Here is a 17,660-nt window from a genome sequence, read left to right as displayed (position 1 = left end):
CCTTGGGTGCAGGGGAGAGGCCGTTATGGAACATTCACCGTGGCATGCCGGCGAGAGACAACTGCAGGAACACGTGGGTGTCGCCGAGCGAATGGACACCCTGGGTCGTAGGGTGATTCGCAGCGAGATGCCGGACCAGCACCGTCAGTTCTATCAGCAACTGCCGTTCATGCTGTACGGCGCAGTCGATGCCGACGGTCATCCCTGGGCCAGCATTCTCGAAGGCCCACCGGGTTTCGCGCATTCTCCTGCACCCACTGGGTTGCAGTTCGAAAGTCTGCCGGCCGCCGATGACCCTGCGCAATTGCGCGATGGGGCTGCTATCGGCTTGCTGGGCATCGAATTGCACACCCGACGGCGCAACCGCCTGAATGGCCGGGTTGGTGCCATGACCGCGAGTGGCTTCGGTGTCACGGTGGAACAATCCTACGGCAACTGCCCGCAGTACATTCAATTGCGCCAGTTTCGTTCGGTGCCGCTGGCGGACCCGGCAACCCGCATCGCCGAGCACCTCGGCGAACTGGATGACGCGGCCAGAGCGGTGATCGCCCAGGCCGACACGCTGTTTGTCGCCAGTTATGTAGACGTCGATGGCCAGCGCTCGGTGGATGTGTCCCATCGCGGTGGCCAGCCTGGTTTCGTGCGCATCGAAGGCAATCGCCTGACGATCCCGGATTTCGCCGGCAACCTGTTTTTCAACACCTTGGGCAACCTGCTGATTAATCCAAAGGCCGGTTTGCTGTTTATCGATTTCAATTCGGGTGACTTGCTGCAACTGAGCGGTCGTGCCGAAGTGATTCTCGAAGGCCCGGAGATCGAAGCTTTCCAAGGCGCCGAGCGGTTGTGGACGTTCGAGGTTGAACGTCTTGTGCGGCGCCCGGCGGCGTTGGCCCTGCGCTGGCGTTTCGACGGCATGTCGCCGAACAGCTTGATGACCGGCAACTGGGAACAGGCCGCCGCGCGCTTGCAGGCCCAAGCCCTGGGTGACGCCTGGCGGCCGCTGCGGGTGGTGCGCATCGAAGCGGAAAGCCAGAACATCCGCTCGGTCTATCTGGAACCTGCCGATGGCGCCGGGTTGCCGGTGTTCCAGGCCGGGCAGCATTTGCCGTTGCGCTTTCACATTGGCGGCGAAACGCACATCCGCACCTACAGCCTGTCGAGCGCGCCGTCCGACGACTTTTTCCGTATCAGCGTGAAGCGTGACGGGCTGGTGTCGTCCCACGTGCATGAACAGATTCGCGTTGGCGATGTGCTGGAGGCCCGCGCGCCTCAGGGGCATTTCACCGTGGTGCCTCACGAGCGTCGGCCACTGGTGCTGTTGGCCGCCGGGGTCGGCATCACGCCGTTGCTGTCGATGGTGCGCGAAGTGGTTTATCAAGGCTGGCGCACACGGCGCATCCGGCCGACCTGGTTCTTCCAGAGTTCGCGGACCTTGGCGGACCAACCGTTTCGCCAAGAGCTGGACCGCTTGCTTGAAGGTGCCGGCGATACGGTTCGGGTGCTGCGCCTGCTCAGCCAACCGGAACCCGAGGCGCGGGAGGGCGAAGATTTCGACGTGACCGGGCGTATCGACACGGCGTTGCTGCAATCGATCCTTGAGGTGGAGGACTACGACCAGTTGGACTTTGTCCTCTGCGGTCCGGGAAGTTTTACCCAGGCGCTGTACGACAGCCTGCGGGAATTGGACATCCGCGATTCGAGGATTCACGCCGAGACGTTTGGCCCGTCGACGCTGCGCCGGCGCCTGGACCCGGACGCTGTCGTCATCGAACAGCCGCCGGCCGCTACAACCTCAGTGCCGGTAGTGTTTCAGCGTTCGGCCAAAGAGGCGCGCTGGCAACCCGACGGCGGCAGTTTGCTGGAGTTGGCGGAAAGCCGTGGCCTGCGCCCGGAATTCAGTTGCCGCGGTGGGTCGTGTGGCACCTGCAAAACCCGCTTGATCAGCGGTCAGGTGAATTATCCACAGCCGCCGGCGGAAGTGCCGGATGAGGGGCAGGTGCTGATTTGTTGTGCGATTCCGGCGCAAGGTCCGCAGCCACTGGTGCTCGACCTATAACCACCACAAAAACCCCTGTGGGAGCGGGCTTGCTCGCGAATGCGGTGTGTCATTCAACGATGATGTTGGCTGATCCACCGCCTTCGCGAGCAAGCCCGCTCCCACAATTGATTCGCGGTGTCTTCAGAACAGGGTTCAATCCCACGCCAGTCAGGCATAGGACAGGGATTTTCCTTCCAGCAACTCCTGATACAACGCCGTCCACTTGCGGCCCATTTCGTCGGCGGTAAACAGCTGCCGATACCGCGCTTCCGCCTTCACCCCCATTGCCGCCGCGCGAACCGGGTTTTCCCACAGGGTACGCATCGCTTCGCGGAACGCCTGTGGATTACTCGGCGGCACCACCAGCCCGGTTTCGTTGTGGATGTTGATGTAGCTGGTGCCGGTGCCGATCTCGCTGGAGATCATCGGCTTGCCATACATCGCGCCTTCCAGCAGCGAAATGCCGAACGCTTCGGAACGCAGGTGCGAGGGGAACACGATGGCGTAGCTCAGTTGCAGCAGCGCCACTTTGTCTTCGTCCCCCAGTCGCCCGAGGAAGTGAATATTGCGCAGACCCAACGCCTGGGCCTGGGCGTGCAGCTCTTTTTCCAGCGGCCCGGCGCCGACGATCACTACCGGGTAATCCACGTCTTTCAAGGCGTCGAGCAGGATGTGCAGACCCTTGTAGTAACGCATCACCCCCACGAACAGAAAAAACTTATCCCCAAGCTTCTGCCTCCAATGGGCCATGCGTTCGTTGTCAGGCTGTGGATAACCGGCCTTGTTCAAACCGTAGGGAATCACGCGGGTCTTGTCCTGAAACTGCTGCAACACTTCACTGGTGTGCAGGTAGTTGGGCGAGGCTGCAACGATTCGGTCGGCGCTGGCGAGGAAGCGGTTCATCAGTGGCCGGTAGAGTTTGAGCAGTTGTTTCTGGCGAATGATGTCCGAGTGGTAAGTGACCACGCAGGGCTTGTTCATGCCGCTGGCGAAGTGCACCAGGTCCATGAACGGCCAGGGGAAGTGGTAATTGACCACATCCGCTTCTGCCGCCAGTTCGCGAAACTGTTTGAACACGCTCCAGGAGAACCCTGTGGAAGCGAACTGAATGTCGAGTTTGGCCCGGTGCACTTCGTGATGGCCGAGTCGCACCACCGGCGGTGTCGGGTCGCTGCTCAGCGTCAGCACCTGGCCCTCGATGCCGTGATTCGCGCCGCTTTCGCAGAGCTGGAAGATCACTTGTTCGATGCCGCCCACCGAGTCAGGCAGGTACGTCTTGAAAAAATGAAGTACGCGCATTTAACCTCCCAAAGCCTGACGGTAGGCGCGGGCTGTGATCTTCGCGCAACGCTCCCAGGAAAAAAGCTTCGCTTGTTGTAGTCCCGCTTCTCGGCATGCCTGCCAATGCGTTTTATCGTCGATCAATCGGCTCATGGCGTCGCGCAAGCCTTGTGGATCGTCCGCCTCAATGTAGTTGCCCGCCGCACCGGCGACCTCTGGCATCGCCGAATGCCGCACCAGGATCACCGGCGTGCCGCTGGCCATGGCTTCCAGTACCGGCAGGCCGAAGCCTTCATAGATCGATGGAAAAATCAGTGCCCGGGCCCCGGCCAGCAGTTGCGCCACTTGCTCGTCGGGCAGGTAACCGAGCAAACACACATGCCCGGCGGCCAGTGCCTGGCGCAGTTCTTCGCTGAATTGTTCGTGTTGCCAGCCGGCCATGCCGACGATCAACAGCGGAAACTGTTGGCGCTGCGCCTCTGGCAGCAGGGCATGAGCGCGCAGGGCCAGGGTCAGGTTTTTGCGTGGCTCCAGGGTGCCGACACACAGGAAATATTCCCGCGCCTCGACCCCATGGGCCTTGAGGACCGCGTCGATCTCCGCGCTTTCACGGGGATGAAAGCGCGCCGCAACACCCAGCGGCGCGACGATGAAACGCTCGGCCGGCAGTGCGAAATAGTCCCGGGCCTCGTCGGCAATGAACTGCGAGTCGGTCAGAATCAGCCGCGCCTGTTGCACGCCGTCGGCCAGGCGCCGTTCGATCTCGCGCAAGCGTGCCGGCGGTTGCGTCTCGGGGTAATGCAGGTGCGTCAGGTCATGCAAGGTGATGATCGTCGGGCCGTCGAACGACAGCGGCCACAGGCTCGGCTCGTGATAGAGGTCGATGGCCCGCGAGCGGCCTTGATCGAAGCGTTTCTGCGCCAGCCAGCGGCGTGCCTGGTAGGCCCCGGGAATTTGCCGCAGCAACGGCGACAGTCGCGAGTAGCCGGGCATCGCCGCTTCGGGCAGCGAAGTGCTCCAGCCCCAGCCGTGGAACAGCGACAGCTCGACGTCCGGTTCGCAGGCGAGGGCACCCACCAGTTCGGCGACGTAATGGCCGATGCCGGTGCGCGGGGCCTGGAGTATCCGGGCGTTAAGGGCAATTCGCATGCTGACTCTCAGGCTCAGGATTTTCAGGCACTGAAACCGGACTGCTCAGGTTGCGTTCGATCCGCTCCACCAATTGCGCACTCGCCTCACGCCAGCTCAGCCAACGCCAGTGCTCCAAGGCCAGCGGTGCCGGAAACACCCCGGTGCGCTCCATGTCGATCACCAGATCGGTCAGGCTTTGCGGGTCCATCAGATCGAAATACGCCATGTAGTCACCGCCGATTTCCCGGAACACCGGAATATCGCTGCCCATCGCCGGCAGGCCACGCTGCATGGCTTCCACCAGCGGCAGCCCGAAACCTTCGACATAGGACGGGAACACCAGCGCCGTGGCGTGGGAGTAGGCGTGCTCCAGACTCTTGTCCGAAAGCGAGTTGAACATGAACAAGCGGCGGTTCAGCTCGGGATGCTGGCGGATGCGCTCGACCAGTGCGTCACACTTCCAGCCAATCTTGCCGGCAATGCACAACCTGGCGTTGGACCCGGCGGCCCAGGCGCGTTCAAAGGCGTCGAGCAGGTAGGCATGGTTTTTCCGTGGTTCGATGGTGCTGACCATCAGGAACACGGGTTTGGGTGTCTTGAACATTTGCAGCAAGCCGCGATCGACTTCCGAGTCGGCGTCACTCAAATCCAGTTCGGAACCGAGGTGGAAATAGTCGAACCAGCGCTGCTGCACGTGTTGCGCGCCGATGCGGCGCAGCATTTCCTCGCGCACCTGATCGCGGATGGTGGTGGAAATTGCCACGTACCCATCGGCGGTACGGGCGATCCAGTCGAACCAGTCGTTGAACACCTTGACCAGCCCGGCGTCGCAAAACTGTGGGTGGGTCAGCGGGATCAAGTCGTAAATCACCGACACGATGCCCACCCCGTCACGCTTGAGTTGCTCGGCCAAGGGGAAAAAATTGGCGTGCCACGACGAGTCGAGCAACACCAGTTGATCACCGGCCCGATGCTGCAACGGCACGCAGCGCTCAGGGACTGGCTTGCCCTTGAGCACGCGGTCGAGCAGGCGCATCGGCAGGCTCAGGCAGGCAAACGCGAGGAGGCGACAAATGACGTACAGCACTCGCCGGGCGAAGTGCGACTGGCTGAACGGGCGACGCCGCTCCACTGCGCGGTGGCGCAGCCAGAACAGGTTGGCCCACTGTTCGAGCTTCACCCGCAGGCTCGTCAGATTAACTTTTGGCGTCTTCAGCGGCGCCAGGCTTTTCACCTCATACAGCGCGCCATCAAGCATCACCACGGGAATGCATTCGCGCTGTGCGTCGGCCTCTGGCAGTTGCTGGATGACGTTGCGCACCACTCGCTGGATGCCCGAGTTGGCGTTTGGATGTTCGAAGACGTAGGTGCACTCCACCAACAATCGGGTCATCGCGACACCTCCGGGTCTGCCGTTTGCACAACGGTTTCGCTGGAACGGCTGATGGTGGTTTGTGCCTCCAGCCACGAGCAACCGACGAAATCTTCCTGGCGATTGTTGATCACGTGGAACACCAGTCCGTAGTCGCGCCATTCGAAGTTGCGATCCAGGTGCGAGTCCAGGCGCGACAGGCTCAGGGCGATCGAGTAATTGCCCTTGCCCAGGCGCATGTCGAAGGCGAAACGGAAGGTCACGCGCTCGCCGGCACTCAGGTCGGTGATGGCTTTGTCCAGGCGATGAGTGTTGATCCCGTAAATCGCCTGGCCGAGCCGATCCTTGATCATGAAACCCAGGATCAGGCGTTCGATGTCCTTGCGAACTTCGGTCTGCACTTCCAGCACCATCGGCTGGCCGACCTCCGCCACTTCCACGGAACGGCCCTGGGCATCGAGCAGGCGCACGCTGACAATCCCCGCCTCGCCGGTGCCGGAAATGGTTTGCACCTGACCGTTGGCGAGCATTTCCTGGCGCACGGTCTGGCCTTCGCGCTGGGCGAGCATGGCGTTGTAGTAGTCCATGACTTCTTCGGGTTTGCCGCGCATGGCCATGCGTCCGCCTTCCAGCAGGATCGCGGTGTCGCAGATCGACTGAATGGCCGAGCGGTCATGCGACACGATCAGCAGGGTGGTGCCGGCCTTGCGGAAGTTACGGATGCGGTCGAAGCTTTTGTGCTGGAAATAGGCGTCGCCCACCGACAGCGCTTCATCGACGATCAGGATGTCCGGGCGCCGCGCCGTGGCGACGCTGAACGCCAGGCGCATCTGCATGCCGCTGGAATAGGTGCGCACCGGGTGGTCGATGGCTTCGCCGATTTCGGCAAAGCTTTCGATTTCCGGCATCAAGGCTTCGATCTCTTCAACCTGCATGCCCAGCAACTGGCCGGCCATGAAAGCGTTCTGCCGACCGGTGAAGTCCGGGTGAAAACCCATGCCCAGTTCCAGCAGTGCGGCGACTCGACCCTCCAGTTGAATCTGCCCGCAGGTCGGCTGGGTGGTACCGGTGATCATCTTCAGCAGCGTGCTTTTGCCCGCGCCGTTGACGCCGACGATGCCCACGGCTTCACCGGGCTGGATCTCGAAATCGACGTCTTGCAGGATCCAGTGCAAGTGATGACGGGTGCCGGAAAACGGCACCATCCATTCGAGCAGGCGGCTCCAGCGATTCGGGTACTGTTTGTAGGCCTTGCCCAGGCCTGTAATGCGGATATGCCCCATCAGAGTTCGTCCACCATTTCACCGACACGCTGACGGAACATTCGCAACGCCAGGCCGCAGAACAATAGCCCGATCACCAGCAGCGGGATCAGCGAGTGCCAGTTGGGCCATTGGTTGTAGAGGAAGACGTTCTGGTAACTGGTCATCAGCGCGGTCATCGGGTTGAGTCCGATCACGTGCTGGATGCCTGGCGGCAGGATCGAGATCGGGTACACGATCGGCGTCAGCCAGAACCAGAATTGCAGGAGGATGCCGAAAAACTGCCCGACATCGCGAAAGAACACATTGAGAATGCCGAGGATCATCCCCAGCCCGGCGGCAAAGATCACTTGCAGGATCAGCAGCGGAATCAGCGCCAGTAAAGCCATGCCCGGCAAGCGTCCGCTGATCAGCAGGAAGCCGAAGAACAGCCCAAGGATGATCCCGAAATTGATGCCGGCATTGAGCAGGGCGATCACCGGCAGGCAGATGCGCGGGAAGCTGATTTTCTTCAGCAGGTTGGCGTTTTCCAGAAACATGCTCTGGCTGCGGCTGGTGATTTCCGAGAACAGGCCCCAGGTCAGCAGGCCGGCGCACAGGTAGACGCTGTAGGCCAGGCCATCGTCCACGCCCGGCAAGCGGGCGCGCATGATCTGGGAAAAGATCACCGTGTACACGACGATCATCGACAGCGGATTGAGCACGGTCCACAGGGCACCGAACAGCGAATTGCGATACCGCGACTGGAATTCCCGCTTGACGCTGCCGAGGATGAAGCCGCGGTAATTCCACAGCGAGCGGTACAGATTAAGCAGCATTCAAACCGTCCTGCCGTATTGATCTTCGAAGCGGACGATATCGTCCTCTCCCAGGTATTCGCCGCTTTGCACTTCGATGATCACCAGATCGATGACCCCCGGGTTTTCCAGGCGATGCTTGTGTCCGGCGGCAATGAAAGTGGATTCATTCTTCGCCACCAGATGCGTGCCGGTGCCGTTGTTGGTGACCTTGGCCATGCCTTCGACCACGACCCAGTGTTCGTTGCGGTGGTGGTGCATTTGCAACGACAACTTGCCACCCGGCTTGACCACGATGCGCTTGATCTTGAAGCGCGTGCCTTCCTCCAGCACGGTGTACGTACCCCATGGCCGGCTGACGGTGCGGTGCAGGCGATAGGCTTCGTGCTGTTTGTCCTTGAGCTGCTTGGCCACCCGGCGCACATCCTGGGCGCGGTCGGCGTGAGCCACCAGCACGGCGTCGGCGGTGTCGACGATGATCAGGTTATCCACACCCACGGCGGCCACCAGCCGACCTTCGCTCTGGACGAAGTTGTTGTGGCTGTCGACAAAGATCGCGTCGCCGCTGGCGCGGTTGTTTTGCGCGTCCGGCGGTATCAAAGCGGCCAGCGCACCCCAGGAACCGATGTCGCTCCAGTCGAAACCGGCGGGCACCACCACCACTTTGTCCGAGCGCTCCATCAAGGCGTAGTCGATGGAGATGTCAGTAATCTCGGCAAACAGCGTCGGCGACAATTCCTGTTGCAGGCAACCGCCGGTTTCCACGGCTGGACTCTCGGCCATGCAGGCGCGGGTCTGTTCCAGTAAGTCAGGGGCGTGGATTTGCAGCTCGGCCAGCAACGTGGCCACCGAGAAGCAGAACATCCCCGAGTTCCACAGGAAGTTGCCGCTTTCCAGGTAATGGGTCGCGGTTTGCAGGTCGGGTTTTTCGACGAAACGCTGGACCTTGGCCGCGCCTTTGTCGTCCAGCGGTGCGCCGGTCTCGATATAACCGAAGCCGGTTTCCGGCGCCGTCGGCACCACGCCGAAGGTCACCAGGTGACCGCTCCTGGCCAGTGTCACGGCGTGCTCGACGGCATTCTGCAGGGCATCGACATTGACGATCAGGTGATCGGCCGGCATCACCACCATGATCGCCTCGTCACCGTGCAAGGCTTGCAGCGACAGCGCCGCTGCCGCGATGGCCGGGGCGGTGTTGCGGGCCGTCGGCTCAAGCAGGAAGTGGCCGCGATGACGGGCCATCTGCGCGTCGTGGTAGTGATCCTTGCTCTGGAAGTAATACTCGCGATTGGTCACCGTGACGATGTCGCCCCAGCCATCGAGCAGGCCCGCCGCACGGCGATAGGTCTTGCCCAGCAGCGACTGGCCATCGGGCAACAGCATGAACGGCTTGGGGTGTCCTTCGCGGGACACTGGCCACAAACGGGTCCCGGCACCGCCGGAGAGGATCACAGGAATCAGCATGGCCTACTCCTTGGCGACGCGTTTCATGTCCGCATCCATCATCATGCGGATCAAGGTATCCAGATCGGTTTTTGGCTTCCAGCCCAGTACGCGCTGGGCCTTGGCCGGGTTGCCGAGCAATACGTCGACCTCGGCCGGGCGGAAGAATGCCGGGTCGATCTTCACGTAATCGCGGTAGTTCAGTCCAATGTGATCGAAGGCGATCCGGCACATTTCGCGCACGGTGGTGGTCACGCCCGTGGCGACCACGTAATCGTCGGCCTTGTCCTGTTGCAGCATCAGCCACATGGCTTCGACATAGTCGCCGGCAAAGCCCCAGTCACGCTTGGTGTCGATGTTGCCCAGGCGCAGCTCGTTCTGTTTGCCTTGCTTGATGCGCGCGGCGGCGTCGGTGACCTTGCGGGTCACGAACTCGATGCCGCGCAGCGGGGATTCGTGGTTGAACAGGATCCCGCTGTTGGCGTGCAGGTTGAAGCTCTCGCGGTAGTTCACGGTGATCCAGTGGCCGTAGAGCTTGGCCACGCCGTAAGGGCTGCGCGGGTAGAACGGGGTGTTCTCGTCCTGCTGCTCGGCCTGGATCAGGCCGAACATTTCGCTGGTGGACGCTTGATAGAAACGCGTGTGCGGACTGAATTGGCGGATCGCTTCCAGCAGGTGTGTCACCCCCAGGCCGTCGACGATGCCAGTGGTCACCGGCTGATCCCACGAGGCGGCAACGAAACTTTGCGCCGCGAGGTTGTACACCTCGTCCGGCGCCGACTTGATCACCGCGCGCTGCACCGAGCAGGCATCGGCCATGTCGCCGTCCAGGTAAACGATGTCGCCCTCGACCCCCATTTCGCGCAGGCGCCAGCGTGAGTCGCTGCTGCGCCGGGCCACCAGGCCATGGACCTTGTAACCCTTGTCGAGCAGCAGTTTTGCCAGATAAGCGCCGTCCTGGCCGGTGATACCTGTGATCAGTGCACTTTTTGTCATTCTTCTTTCACTCGTTTCTCCCAGTCGGACAGGATCGCCCGCAGGGATTGTTGTGTTGTGATTTCAGGTGTCCACCCTGTGGTCTGGGCGAGCCTGGCATGGCTGCCACAGACGCGACGCTGATCCGCGCGGCGAAGACGTGCAGGGTCCTGAATCAATTGCATGTCGACCTGAGCGAGGTCCCCCAGCTGTTCAATCAAACTGCGGATGCTTTGCTCGCGCCCCGAGCAAATGTTGTAGACCTGACCCGGCGTGCCTTTTTCCAGCAGCGCCAGGTAAGCCGAGATCACGTCGCCGACATCGAGGAAATCGCGGGTGACGTCGATGTCGCCGACTTCCAGTTGCGGTGCCTGCAGGCCTTGTTTGATTCGGTTGATTTGCCGTGCGGCGCTGGCGATGACGAAGCTGTCTTTCTGCCCGGTGCCGATGTGGTTGAACGGACGCGCCACCAACACTGGCCAGCCCTCGCTCAAGCCCCATTGCAGGCTGAGGAATTCCGCCGACAGTTTGCTCACGGCGTATGGGTTGCGCGGGCAGGGTGGCTGGAGTTCGGTGATCGGCAACTGGGCTTCGCTGACCTGGCCGTAGACGTCGCCGGAGCTGACGTAGAGGAAGGTGCCGCTGAAGCCGCGCGTCTTGAGCGCTTGCAGCAGGTTCAGGGTGCCGAGCAGGTTGATGTTCAACGTGCGTGCCGGATCTCGGAAGGCTTCGGGAACGAAGGTCTGGCCGGCCAGGTGAATGACCGCGTCAGGCATCTCGGGCCACAGGCCTTCGAGGCTGTCCGGGTCGCCGAGGTCATACCGGGAAGGGACAGGCAGTAGCGCCCATTCCGAGGTATCCGACTCCAGACGTGACTGGATGTGTTGTCCTACGAATCCACTCAGACCCGTAACGAACAGACGCTTTTTCAAACAGCAGCCCCTTGGTCATACATTTCGTCCTATCCCCACAGGCTTTAAGGAGATGTCTTACAGACCGGGTGGATTCATTGGTCGAAAGACAGGCGAAATGCTTTGTTGTAGTTGTTTGGTAGCCAATCTGTGCCAATTGCTCGGCAATTTCAACAGGTCCAACCGTGACTGGTCAGTTCTCGTTAGCGTAGCCCGATTTATTCTCGTCGGGCGGTTCACGAATACGCGACGGATGTGTTTAGAATGCCCCTCGTCACGATTATCCAGAGTTCGTCCGGGGTGTTACGAAAGTTGTCCCAGTCCCCGCGAAGCTGACCATTAAAACAAGAACGTAGACGGGCAAGAAGACGATGGACGACGACCGGCAGACGCCGACTCGATCCGTGGCTTTGCCGTCATAGTGTGGGGCTGCCGGGACGGCGGTTTCATCGTGGGATGCCATGAATTTCATTCTTTACTCTGACGTCAACGACGGCTCCATCAGCCAGAGCCTCGGACGTCCCGAATACAGTTACTACTTCGTGCTCAAGGCCTATCGCCCGGTGCTCGAAAGTCTTGGTCGGGTGCATGTGGTGTCGTCGTCTGCCGAAGTCGACCCGCTGTACCGGCAACTGCAACAGGCCGGTCAGGAGTGCCTGTTCCTCTCGTTCTCCCCTCCGCATAAAACCCCGACCGACCTGCAATGCCCGATGGTGTGCGTGATTGCCTGGGAGTACGACTCGATCCCGACCGAGGACTGGGACAGCGATCCGCGACATGACTGGAGCCAGACCCTGGCACGTCATGGCCGGGTGATTACCTTGTCCAGCCACACTGCCCAGGCCATCCGCCGGGCTCTGGGTGAAGATTTCCCGGTGTTGGTGCTGCCGACGCCGTTATGGGAACGCTTCGCCGAAGTGCGTGAGCAGTATCCGAGTACGCCGGTCAATCCGGGCAGCACCTTGCAGATCAAGGGCTGCATCATCGACAGCCGGTCGATGGGCTTGTCGGCCGATGGTTTGATCGCGCCGATATTCAATGAGCAGGAACTGGAAACCCGCGGCCTGAGTGTTGAAGAGCCGGAACCCGAGCCGGAACCAGAACCCGTGGCGCCACCGCCACTGACCCTGCAGCGAAGGGCGTTCATCACCAAGCATTACTTGCGTGAAGGCTACCGGGCCGTGACCAGCGAATCCGAGCATTCGCCGCTGTTTTTGCTCAAACACAACCTGCTGCTGTGGTATCGCGAAGCGGTGCGCGATCTGGTGCCGGTCGCTGCCCGCAAACAGCTTTACCGGTTGCGCACGCCAGAGTCATTGCCCGAACCAGCACCAGAACCACAATCAATCCCCGAACCATTGCCGCTGGCGACCACCGTCAGCGAAGCGATGGAGCAGGCCGAGCACCCGCAAGCCTTGCTGCCCGACACCAGCGAACGGGTCGAGATCGAGGTCAGCGGCGTGGTGTATGTCAGCGTGTTCAACCCCGAAGACGGGCGCAAGAACTGGCATCACCTGATCACCGCATTCTGCTGGGCCCTGCGCGACGCCGAAGACGCCACGCTGGTGCTGAAGATCACCCAGAACGACTTGTCGACCTACTACGTGCACTTGATCACGCTGCTGTCGCAACTCTCGCCGTTCGCCTGCCGGGTAGTGGTCATGCATGGCTATCTGGAAGACGAAGAATTCGCCCGGCTCTACGGCGCGGCGAGTTTCTACGTCAACGCGTCGCGCTGCGAAGGTTTGTGCCTGCCGTTGATGGAGTTCATGTCCTGCGCCCGGCCGGTGATTGCGCCGAACCACACGGCGATGGGCGACTACATTGATGAGCGGGTCGGGTTTATCGTCAAGTCCAGCCATGAGCCGACGATCTGGCCGGAAGATGCGCGCATTCTCTATCGCACCCTGCGTCATCGCCCGGACTGGGGCTCGTTGAAAGCGGCCTATGCAGACAGTTACGCCATGGCCAAAAACCAGCCGCAGGATTATCAGGCGATGGCCGCTGCGGCGAATGAACGCATGCGCGATTACTGCGGTTTTGCCCCGGTGCAGCAGCGACTTTCAGAGTTTTTCGGGCTGACACCGGGCAGCGCAACCACGCCGTTGAAAGCCGAGGCGGGGACCGCATCATGCTGATCATCATTCATTCGGAAACCAACAAGAGCAACATCCAGCAGAACCTCGGACGGCCGGAGTACAGCTATTACTTCGTGCTCAAGGAATTCCGCCCGGTACTGGAGCGACTCGGGCAAGTCATCGAAGTCAGCAACCCCGACGAACTGGTCGATCGCTTGTATTTCGACTGCTTGAGCCGTGGCGAGGACTGCATTTTCCTGTCGTTCTCACCGCCCCATCGCACGCCGATTCATTACGCCTGCCCGACCGTGCCGTTGTTCGCCTGGGAGTTCAGCACCATCCCCACCGAAAGCTGGCAGGGCGAACCCCGCCACGACTGGCGGGTGGTGTTGGAGGCGTGCGGCATGGCGATTACCCATTCGACCTTCACCGTCAACGCCGTGCGGGAAGTGATGGGCGCCGACTACCCGATCTGCGCCATTCCCGCTCCGGTGTGGGACCGCTTTGCGGCGCGGGGCGAGCAACTGGCCAAGCGCGCGGTGGTCGAGCCGGTGCAACTGAACTTGCGCGGCTTGTTGATCGACAGCCGCACCGTGGATTTGCGCGCTTACGGCCCGCCCGCGTTATGCGAAGGCACCCCGCTCTCGTTCGATGGCCCGCCCCGGGACTGTCAGTTGCAGCTCGAAGGCGTGGTCTACACCTCGGTGTTCAATCCCTACGACGGGCGCAAGAACTGGCAGGACATGCTCAGCGCGTTCTGCACCACGTTCCGCGACACGCCCGATGCGACGCTGGTGTTGAAACTCACCCACCATGACATCGCCAACGCGCTGAACGACATGCTGCACCACCTCTACAAGAACCAGTCGTACCAGTGCCGGATCGTGCTGATCCACGGTTATCTGGCCGATGTGGATTACGAACGCCTGGTCGAGGCCACCAGCTACGTGGTGAACAGCTCGTTCGGCGAAGGGCAGTGCCTGCCGCTGATGGAGTTCATGTCCTGCGGCAAACCGGCGATTGCGCCGCTGAACACGGCGATGGCCGATTATGTCGACAGCGACAACGCGTTCATTGTCGAATCCACCGACGAACTGACAGCCTGGCCTCACGACCCTCGCGCGGCGTACCGCACCCTGCGTTACGTGACCGATTGGGATTCGTTGTGCACGGCTTATCGCGTCAGTTATGACGTGGCGAAAACCGATGCCGAGCGTTATGCGCGGATGTCGGCCCACGCGGTGCGCAGCCTGCAGCGATTCTGCAGCCAGGCCAGCACCGAACAGCGTTTGCGCACCTTCTTCGAACAGCGGCTGGAGCGTGCCAAGACGCTGCCCGTGGAAGCCTCGGGCGCATGATCCGGCGCTTGCTCGCACGCCTCTGGCCAGCGCCGCTGCCGGCGCCCGTCCCAGCCCCAGCCCCGGTCGCCAGTGTGTCGCCACGGGATATCGGACTGCATGACGCGATCCTCGACGGCTGGTTCTTGAACGACACTGGCGAACTGCTCAAGGGCTTTGCGATTACCGCAGACGACACCCTGCTGGACGTCGGTTGCGGTGAAGGCGTGGCGACGTTGTTTGCGGTGCGCCAGGGCGCGTCGGTGATTTTCACCGACAGCGAACACGACAAGGTCCGCGACCTGGCCCGGCAAGTGGACGCGCAGTCGGATAAACAAAATCTGGGACTGGTGAGCAACAGCTTGCCATTGCCGCTTGCCGACGGTTGTGCGAGCAAAGTCGTGTGCATGGAAGTGCTCGAACACATCGATCAGCCCGAGCCGTTCATGGCTGAACTGGTGCGCATGGGCCGCCCCGGGGCGTTGTATCTGCTGAGCGTGCCGGCCCCGGTGGGCGAGCATTTGCAAAAGGGCATCGCGCCCGCCAGCTATTACCAGTCACCCAATCACGTACAGATTTTCACCCCCGAGCGGTTTGCCGCGATGGTGGAAGACGCCGGGCTGGTGATCGAGCATCGCCAGGCCAGCGGGTTTTTCTGGGTCATGGGCATGATCTTTTTCTGGGCCAGCGAGCGTGCGGCCGGGCGCGACCTGAGTGGTGCGGTGCGCGACCGGATTCAGGCGCCATACCCGCCGTTGATGGAGAGCTGGGCGAAAACCTGGCAGGACTTGCTGGCGCAACCCAACGGTCTGGCGATCAAGCAGATGCTCGATCAGTTCATGCCCAAGAGCCAAGTGATCATCGCCCGCAAACCGCTGGATGCCGACGACGCGATGGGGAGAAGTGCATGAGCAGTAGACGCATCATGGACATCGAGTTGTTGCGCGGCATTGCGGTGCTCGGTGTGTTGTTCCACCACCTGCAAGGCAGCTTGTTCACCGACATCGTGCCGTCGCTGGAACGCATCCATGCCTGGGCGCAGCCGTGGTGGGGCGTCGATCTGTTTTTCGCGATCTCGGGTTTCGTGATTGCCCGTAGCCTGATCCCGGCCTTGCAAGGTTGCAGCACCCGTCAGGAATACTGGCAGCAGACGCGCAACTTCTGGTTGCGTCGGGCCTTTCGATTACTGCCGTCGGCGTGGCTGTGGCTGGCGCTGATGCTGCTGGCTTGTCTATTTATCAACCAGTCCGGGGCGTTTGGCACGTTGCACGCCAACTTGCAGGCGACGCTGGCCGGGGTAGCGCAGTTTGCCAACTTCCGCTTTGCTGACAGCTTCTATCGCTATGAATACGGCACCAGTTTCGTCTACTGGAGCCTGTCGCTGGAGGAGCAGTTTTACTTGCTGTTCCCGCTGCTGATCCTGGTCTGTCGCAAGCACTTGGTCTGGGCCTTGCTGGCGCTGGTCGCGGTGCAATTGTTTACCTTGCGCACGCCGATCCTGATGGTGGTGCGCACCGACGCATTGGCCCTCGGGATCCTGTTGGCGATGTGGAGTGCGCGGCCGGGTTATGCGCGCTGGGAACCAACCTTCTTGCGCCGGCCGTGGGCGGGCGTGTCGGTTTTGTTGCTCGTGGCGCTGGCGCTGAGTGTGATGGCTACCGATCGCTTTACCTTCACTAATTACCGGATTGGCGCGATTGCCGTGCTCAGTGCGGTGCTGGTCTGGGTCGCGTCTTACAACCGCGATTACCTGATGCCAGCGGGTGTGCTGAAGAATCTGATGGTGTGGATCGGCAGTCGCTCCTACGGGATTTACCTGATCCACATCCCGGCTTATTTGCTGGTGCGTGAAATGATTTTCCGCTTGCAGGCGGCCGGTTTGCCGAGCCCGGCTGGTCACCCGATCCTGACGATCCTCATCGCGGGCGGGTTGATCTCCCTGTTGAGCGAATTCAATTACCGCTTCGTCGAAATGCCCATGCGCAATCGCGGCGCCTCGCTGGTGCAACGTCTGAGCACGTCCCGAACCGCCGTCCCATCCTCTGGAGCTACCTCATGCTGAGGCTTTTGAAGAAACTCACGGCGGGCACGCCCGCTCCTGTTCCTGCCGCCTCGCAGCCCGAGGCGCCGGTTGCGCCGGTCGCGAACAAGGTCGACCCGTACATGCTCGGCCTGCGCGATGCGGTGCTCAGCGGCTGGTTCAACCAGCAAACCGGCGAGTTGTTCACCGGTTTCCCGGTCACCGTCGAGGACACGTTGCTGGATGTCGGCTGTGGTGATGGCGGCAACGTGCATTTCTGCGGCATGCGCGGGGCGAAGATCATCATTGCCGACATCGACGCGGCCAAGGTCGAAGCGACCCGCCAGCGCCTGGGCGATACGCCGGCCCGGGACGTCGAATGCCACGTCACCGACTGCAATCCGCTGCCGATTGCCGATGCGACCGCCACCCGCGTGGTGTCCACCGAAGTCATCGAGCACGTCGACGACCCGGCGCAGTTCCTCGCCGAACTGGTACGGGTCGGCAAGCCGGGGGCGCTGTATCTGCTCAGCGTCCCGCATCCGAGCTCCGAAGACCTGCAAAAAGACATCGCCGCGCCGGAGTACTTCCAGAAACCGAACCACATTCGCATCATCAGCGAAGAGCAGTTCAAGGCAATGGTCAGCGATGCCGGGCTGGAAGTGCTGAGCCACAGCCAGTATGGGTTTTACTGGTCGATGTGGATGTTGTTGTTCTGGGAAGCCAAGGTCGATTTCAGCAATGCCGACCACCCGTTGCTCAATCACTGGGCGGATACCTGGCATGCGATCCTCGAATCACCACGGGGCGCGCAGATCAAACAATCGCTGGATGCGGTGGTGGCGAAAAGTCAGGTGATCATCGCCCGCAAGCCTTGAGCCGATTCACTGTGGGAGCGGGCTTGCTCGCGAAGAGGGAGTATCAGTCACCGTAAATGTTGCCTGACACACCGCATTCGCGAGCAAGCCCGCTCCCACAGGGTTTTGTGTACGCTGTAGGCCTGTGTTTGTAGGGT

14 protein-coding genes and 1 pseudogene are annotated in these 17,660 nt (G+C 61.5%); 6 read left to right on the top strand and 9 right to left on the bottom strand.

Annotated features, from left to right (window positions below):
* Window positions 1-25: 25 nt before the first annotated feature.
* Complete coding sequence (locus LOY68_RS31890; protein WP_265042013.1) at window positions 26-2,056, top strand: pyridoxamine 5'-phosphate oxidase family protein; 2,031 nt, start codon at window positions 26-28, stop codon at window positions 2,054-2,056.
* A 15-nt stretch (window positions 2,057-2,071) separates the two neighbouring features.
* On the opposite strand, the pseudogene LOY68_RS31885 reads toward LOY68_RS31890, so the two are convergent.
* The 9 genes and pseudogenes from LOY68_RS31885 to LOY68_RS31845 all read right to left on the bottom strand — a co-directional run.
* Window positions 2,072-2,164 (bottom strand): annotated as a pseudogene (locus tag LOY68_RS31885) (metal ABC transporter ATP-binding protein); the annotation flags it as partial.
* A gap of 42 nt (window positions 2,165-2,206) precedes the next feature.
* Window positions 2,207-3,337, bottom strand: coding sequence for a glycosyltransferase family 4 protein (locus tag LOY68_RS31880; protein ID WP_265042011.1), 1,131 nt, complete (start codon window positions 3,335-3,337; stop codon window positions 2,207-2,209).
* Entirely contained in the window at window positions 3,338-4,468 is a 1,131-nt protein-coding gene (locus LOY68_RS31875; protein ID WP_265042009.1) for a glycosyltransferase family 4 protein, read from the bottom strand. It abuts the gene before it with no gap.
* On the bottom strand, window positions 4,452-5,843 hold the full coding sequence (locus tag LOY68_RS31870; RefSeq protein WP_265042007.1) for a glycosyltransferase family 4 protein: 1,392 nt from the start codon (window positions 5,841-5,843) through the stop codon (window positions 4,452-4,454). Before LOY68_RS31870 ends, LOY68_RS31875 begins: the two co-directional genes overlap by 17 nt.
* Window positions 5,840-7,105, bottom strand: coding sequence for an ABC transporter ATP-binding protein (locus LOY68_RS31865; protein WP_265042005.1), 1,266 nt, complete (start codon window positions 7,103-7,105; stop codon window positions 5,840-5,842). Before LOY68_RS31865 ends, LOY68_RS31870 begins: the two co-directional genes overlap by 4 nt.
* Window positions 7,105-7,902: an ABC transporter permease gene (locus tag LOY68_RS31860; protein WP_054048199.1), complete on the bottom strand. Its 798-nt coding sequence runs from the start codon at window positions 7,900-7,902 to the stop codon at window positions 7,105-7,107. Before LOY68_RS31860 ends, LOY68_RS31865 begins: the two co-directional genes overlap by 1 nt.
* Entirely contained in the window at window positions 7,903-9,345 is a 1,443-nt protein-coding gene (locus LOY68_RS31855) for a mannose-1-phosphate guanylyltransferase/mannose-6-phosphate isomerase (RefSeq protein WP_265042003.1), read from the bottom strand.
* A gap of 3 nt (window positions 9,346-9,348) precedes the next feature.
* Window positions 9,349-10,320, bottom strand: a complete 972-nt coding sequence (gmd, locus tag LOY68_RS31850) for a GDP-mannose 4,6-dehydratase (protein WP_054048203.1) — start codon at window positions 10,318-10,320, stop codon at window positions 9,349-9,351.
* On the bottom strand, window positions 10,317-11,231 hold the full coding sequence (locus LOY68_RS31845) for a GDP-mannose 4,6-dehydratase (RefSeq protein ID WP_265042001.1): 915 nt from the start codon (window positions 11,229-11,231) through the stop codon (window positions 10,317-10,319). The genes gmd and LOY68_RS31845 overlap by 4 nt, the downstream gene beginning before the upstream one ends.
* Window positions 11,232-11,671: 440 nt before the next feature.
* Here LOY68_RS31845 and LOY68_RS31840 point away from each other — a divergent pair, with 440 nt between their 5' ends.
* The 5 genes from LOY68_RS31840 to LOY68_RS31820 are packed head-to-tail and all read left to right on the top strand — an operon-like array spanning window position 11,672 to window position 17,523.
* Window positions 11,672-13,348, top strand: coding sequence for a glycosyltransferase (locus LOY68_RS31840; protein WP_265041999.1), 1,677 nt, complete (start codon window positions 11,672-11,674; stop codon window positions 13,346-13,348).
* Entirely contained in the window at window positions 13,342-14,646 is a 1,305-nt protein-coding gene (locus LOY68_RS31835; protein WP_265041997.1) for a glycosyltransferase, read from the top strand. The genes LOY68_RS31840 and LOY68_RS31835 overlap by 7 nt, the downstream gene beginning before the upstream one ends.
* Window positions 14,643-15,536 (top strand): class I SAM-dependent methyltransferase, encoded by an 894-nt coding sequence (locus tag LOY68_RS31830; RefSeq protein ID WP_265041996.1) that lies wholly within the window; start codon window positions 14,643-14,645, stop codon window positions 15,534-15,536. Before LOY68_RS31835 ends, LOY68_RS31830 begins: the two co-directional genes overlap by 4 nt.
* Complete coding sequence (locus LOY68_RS31825; RefSeq protein ID WP_265041995.1) at window positions 15,533-16,687, top strand: acyltransferase family protein; 1,155 nt, start codon at window positions 15,533-15,535, stop codon at window positions 16,685-16,687. Before LOY68_RS31830 ends, LOY68_RS31825 begins: the two co-directional genes overlap by 4 nt.
* On the top strand, window positions 16,681-17,523 hold the full coding sequence (locus tag LOY68_RS31820; protein WP_265041993.1) for a class I SAM-dependent methyltransferase: 843 nt from the start codon (window positions 16,681-16,683) through the stop codon (window positions 17,521-17,523). Before LOY68_RS31825 ends, LOY68_RS31820 begins: the two co-directional genes overlap by 7 nt.
* Window positions 17,524-17,660 lie beyond the last annotated feature (137 nt).

Source organism: Pseudomonas sp. B21-053 (assembly GCF_026016365.1).
Taxonomy (GTDB): domain Bacteria; phylum Pseudomonadota; class Gammaproteobacteria; order Pseudomonadales; family Pseudomonadaceae; genus Aquipseudomonas; species Aquipseudomonas nunensis.
The sequence above is the reverse complement of the archived record's forward strand: the minus strand, read 5'-3'. Positions and strand labels throughout refer to the sequence as shown.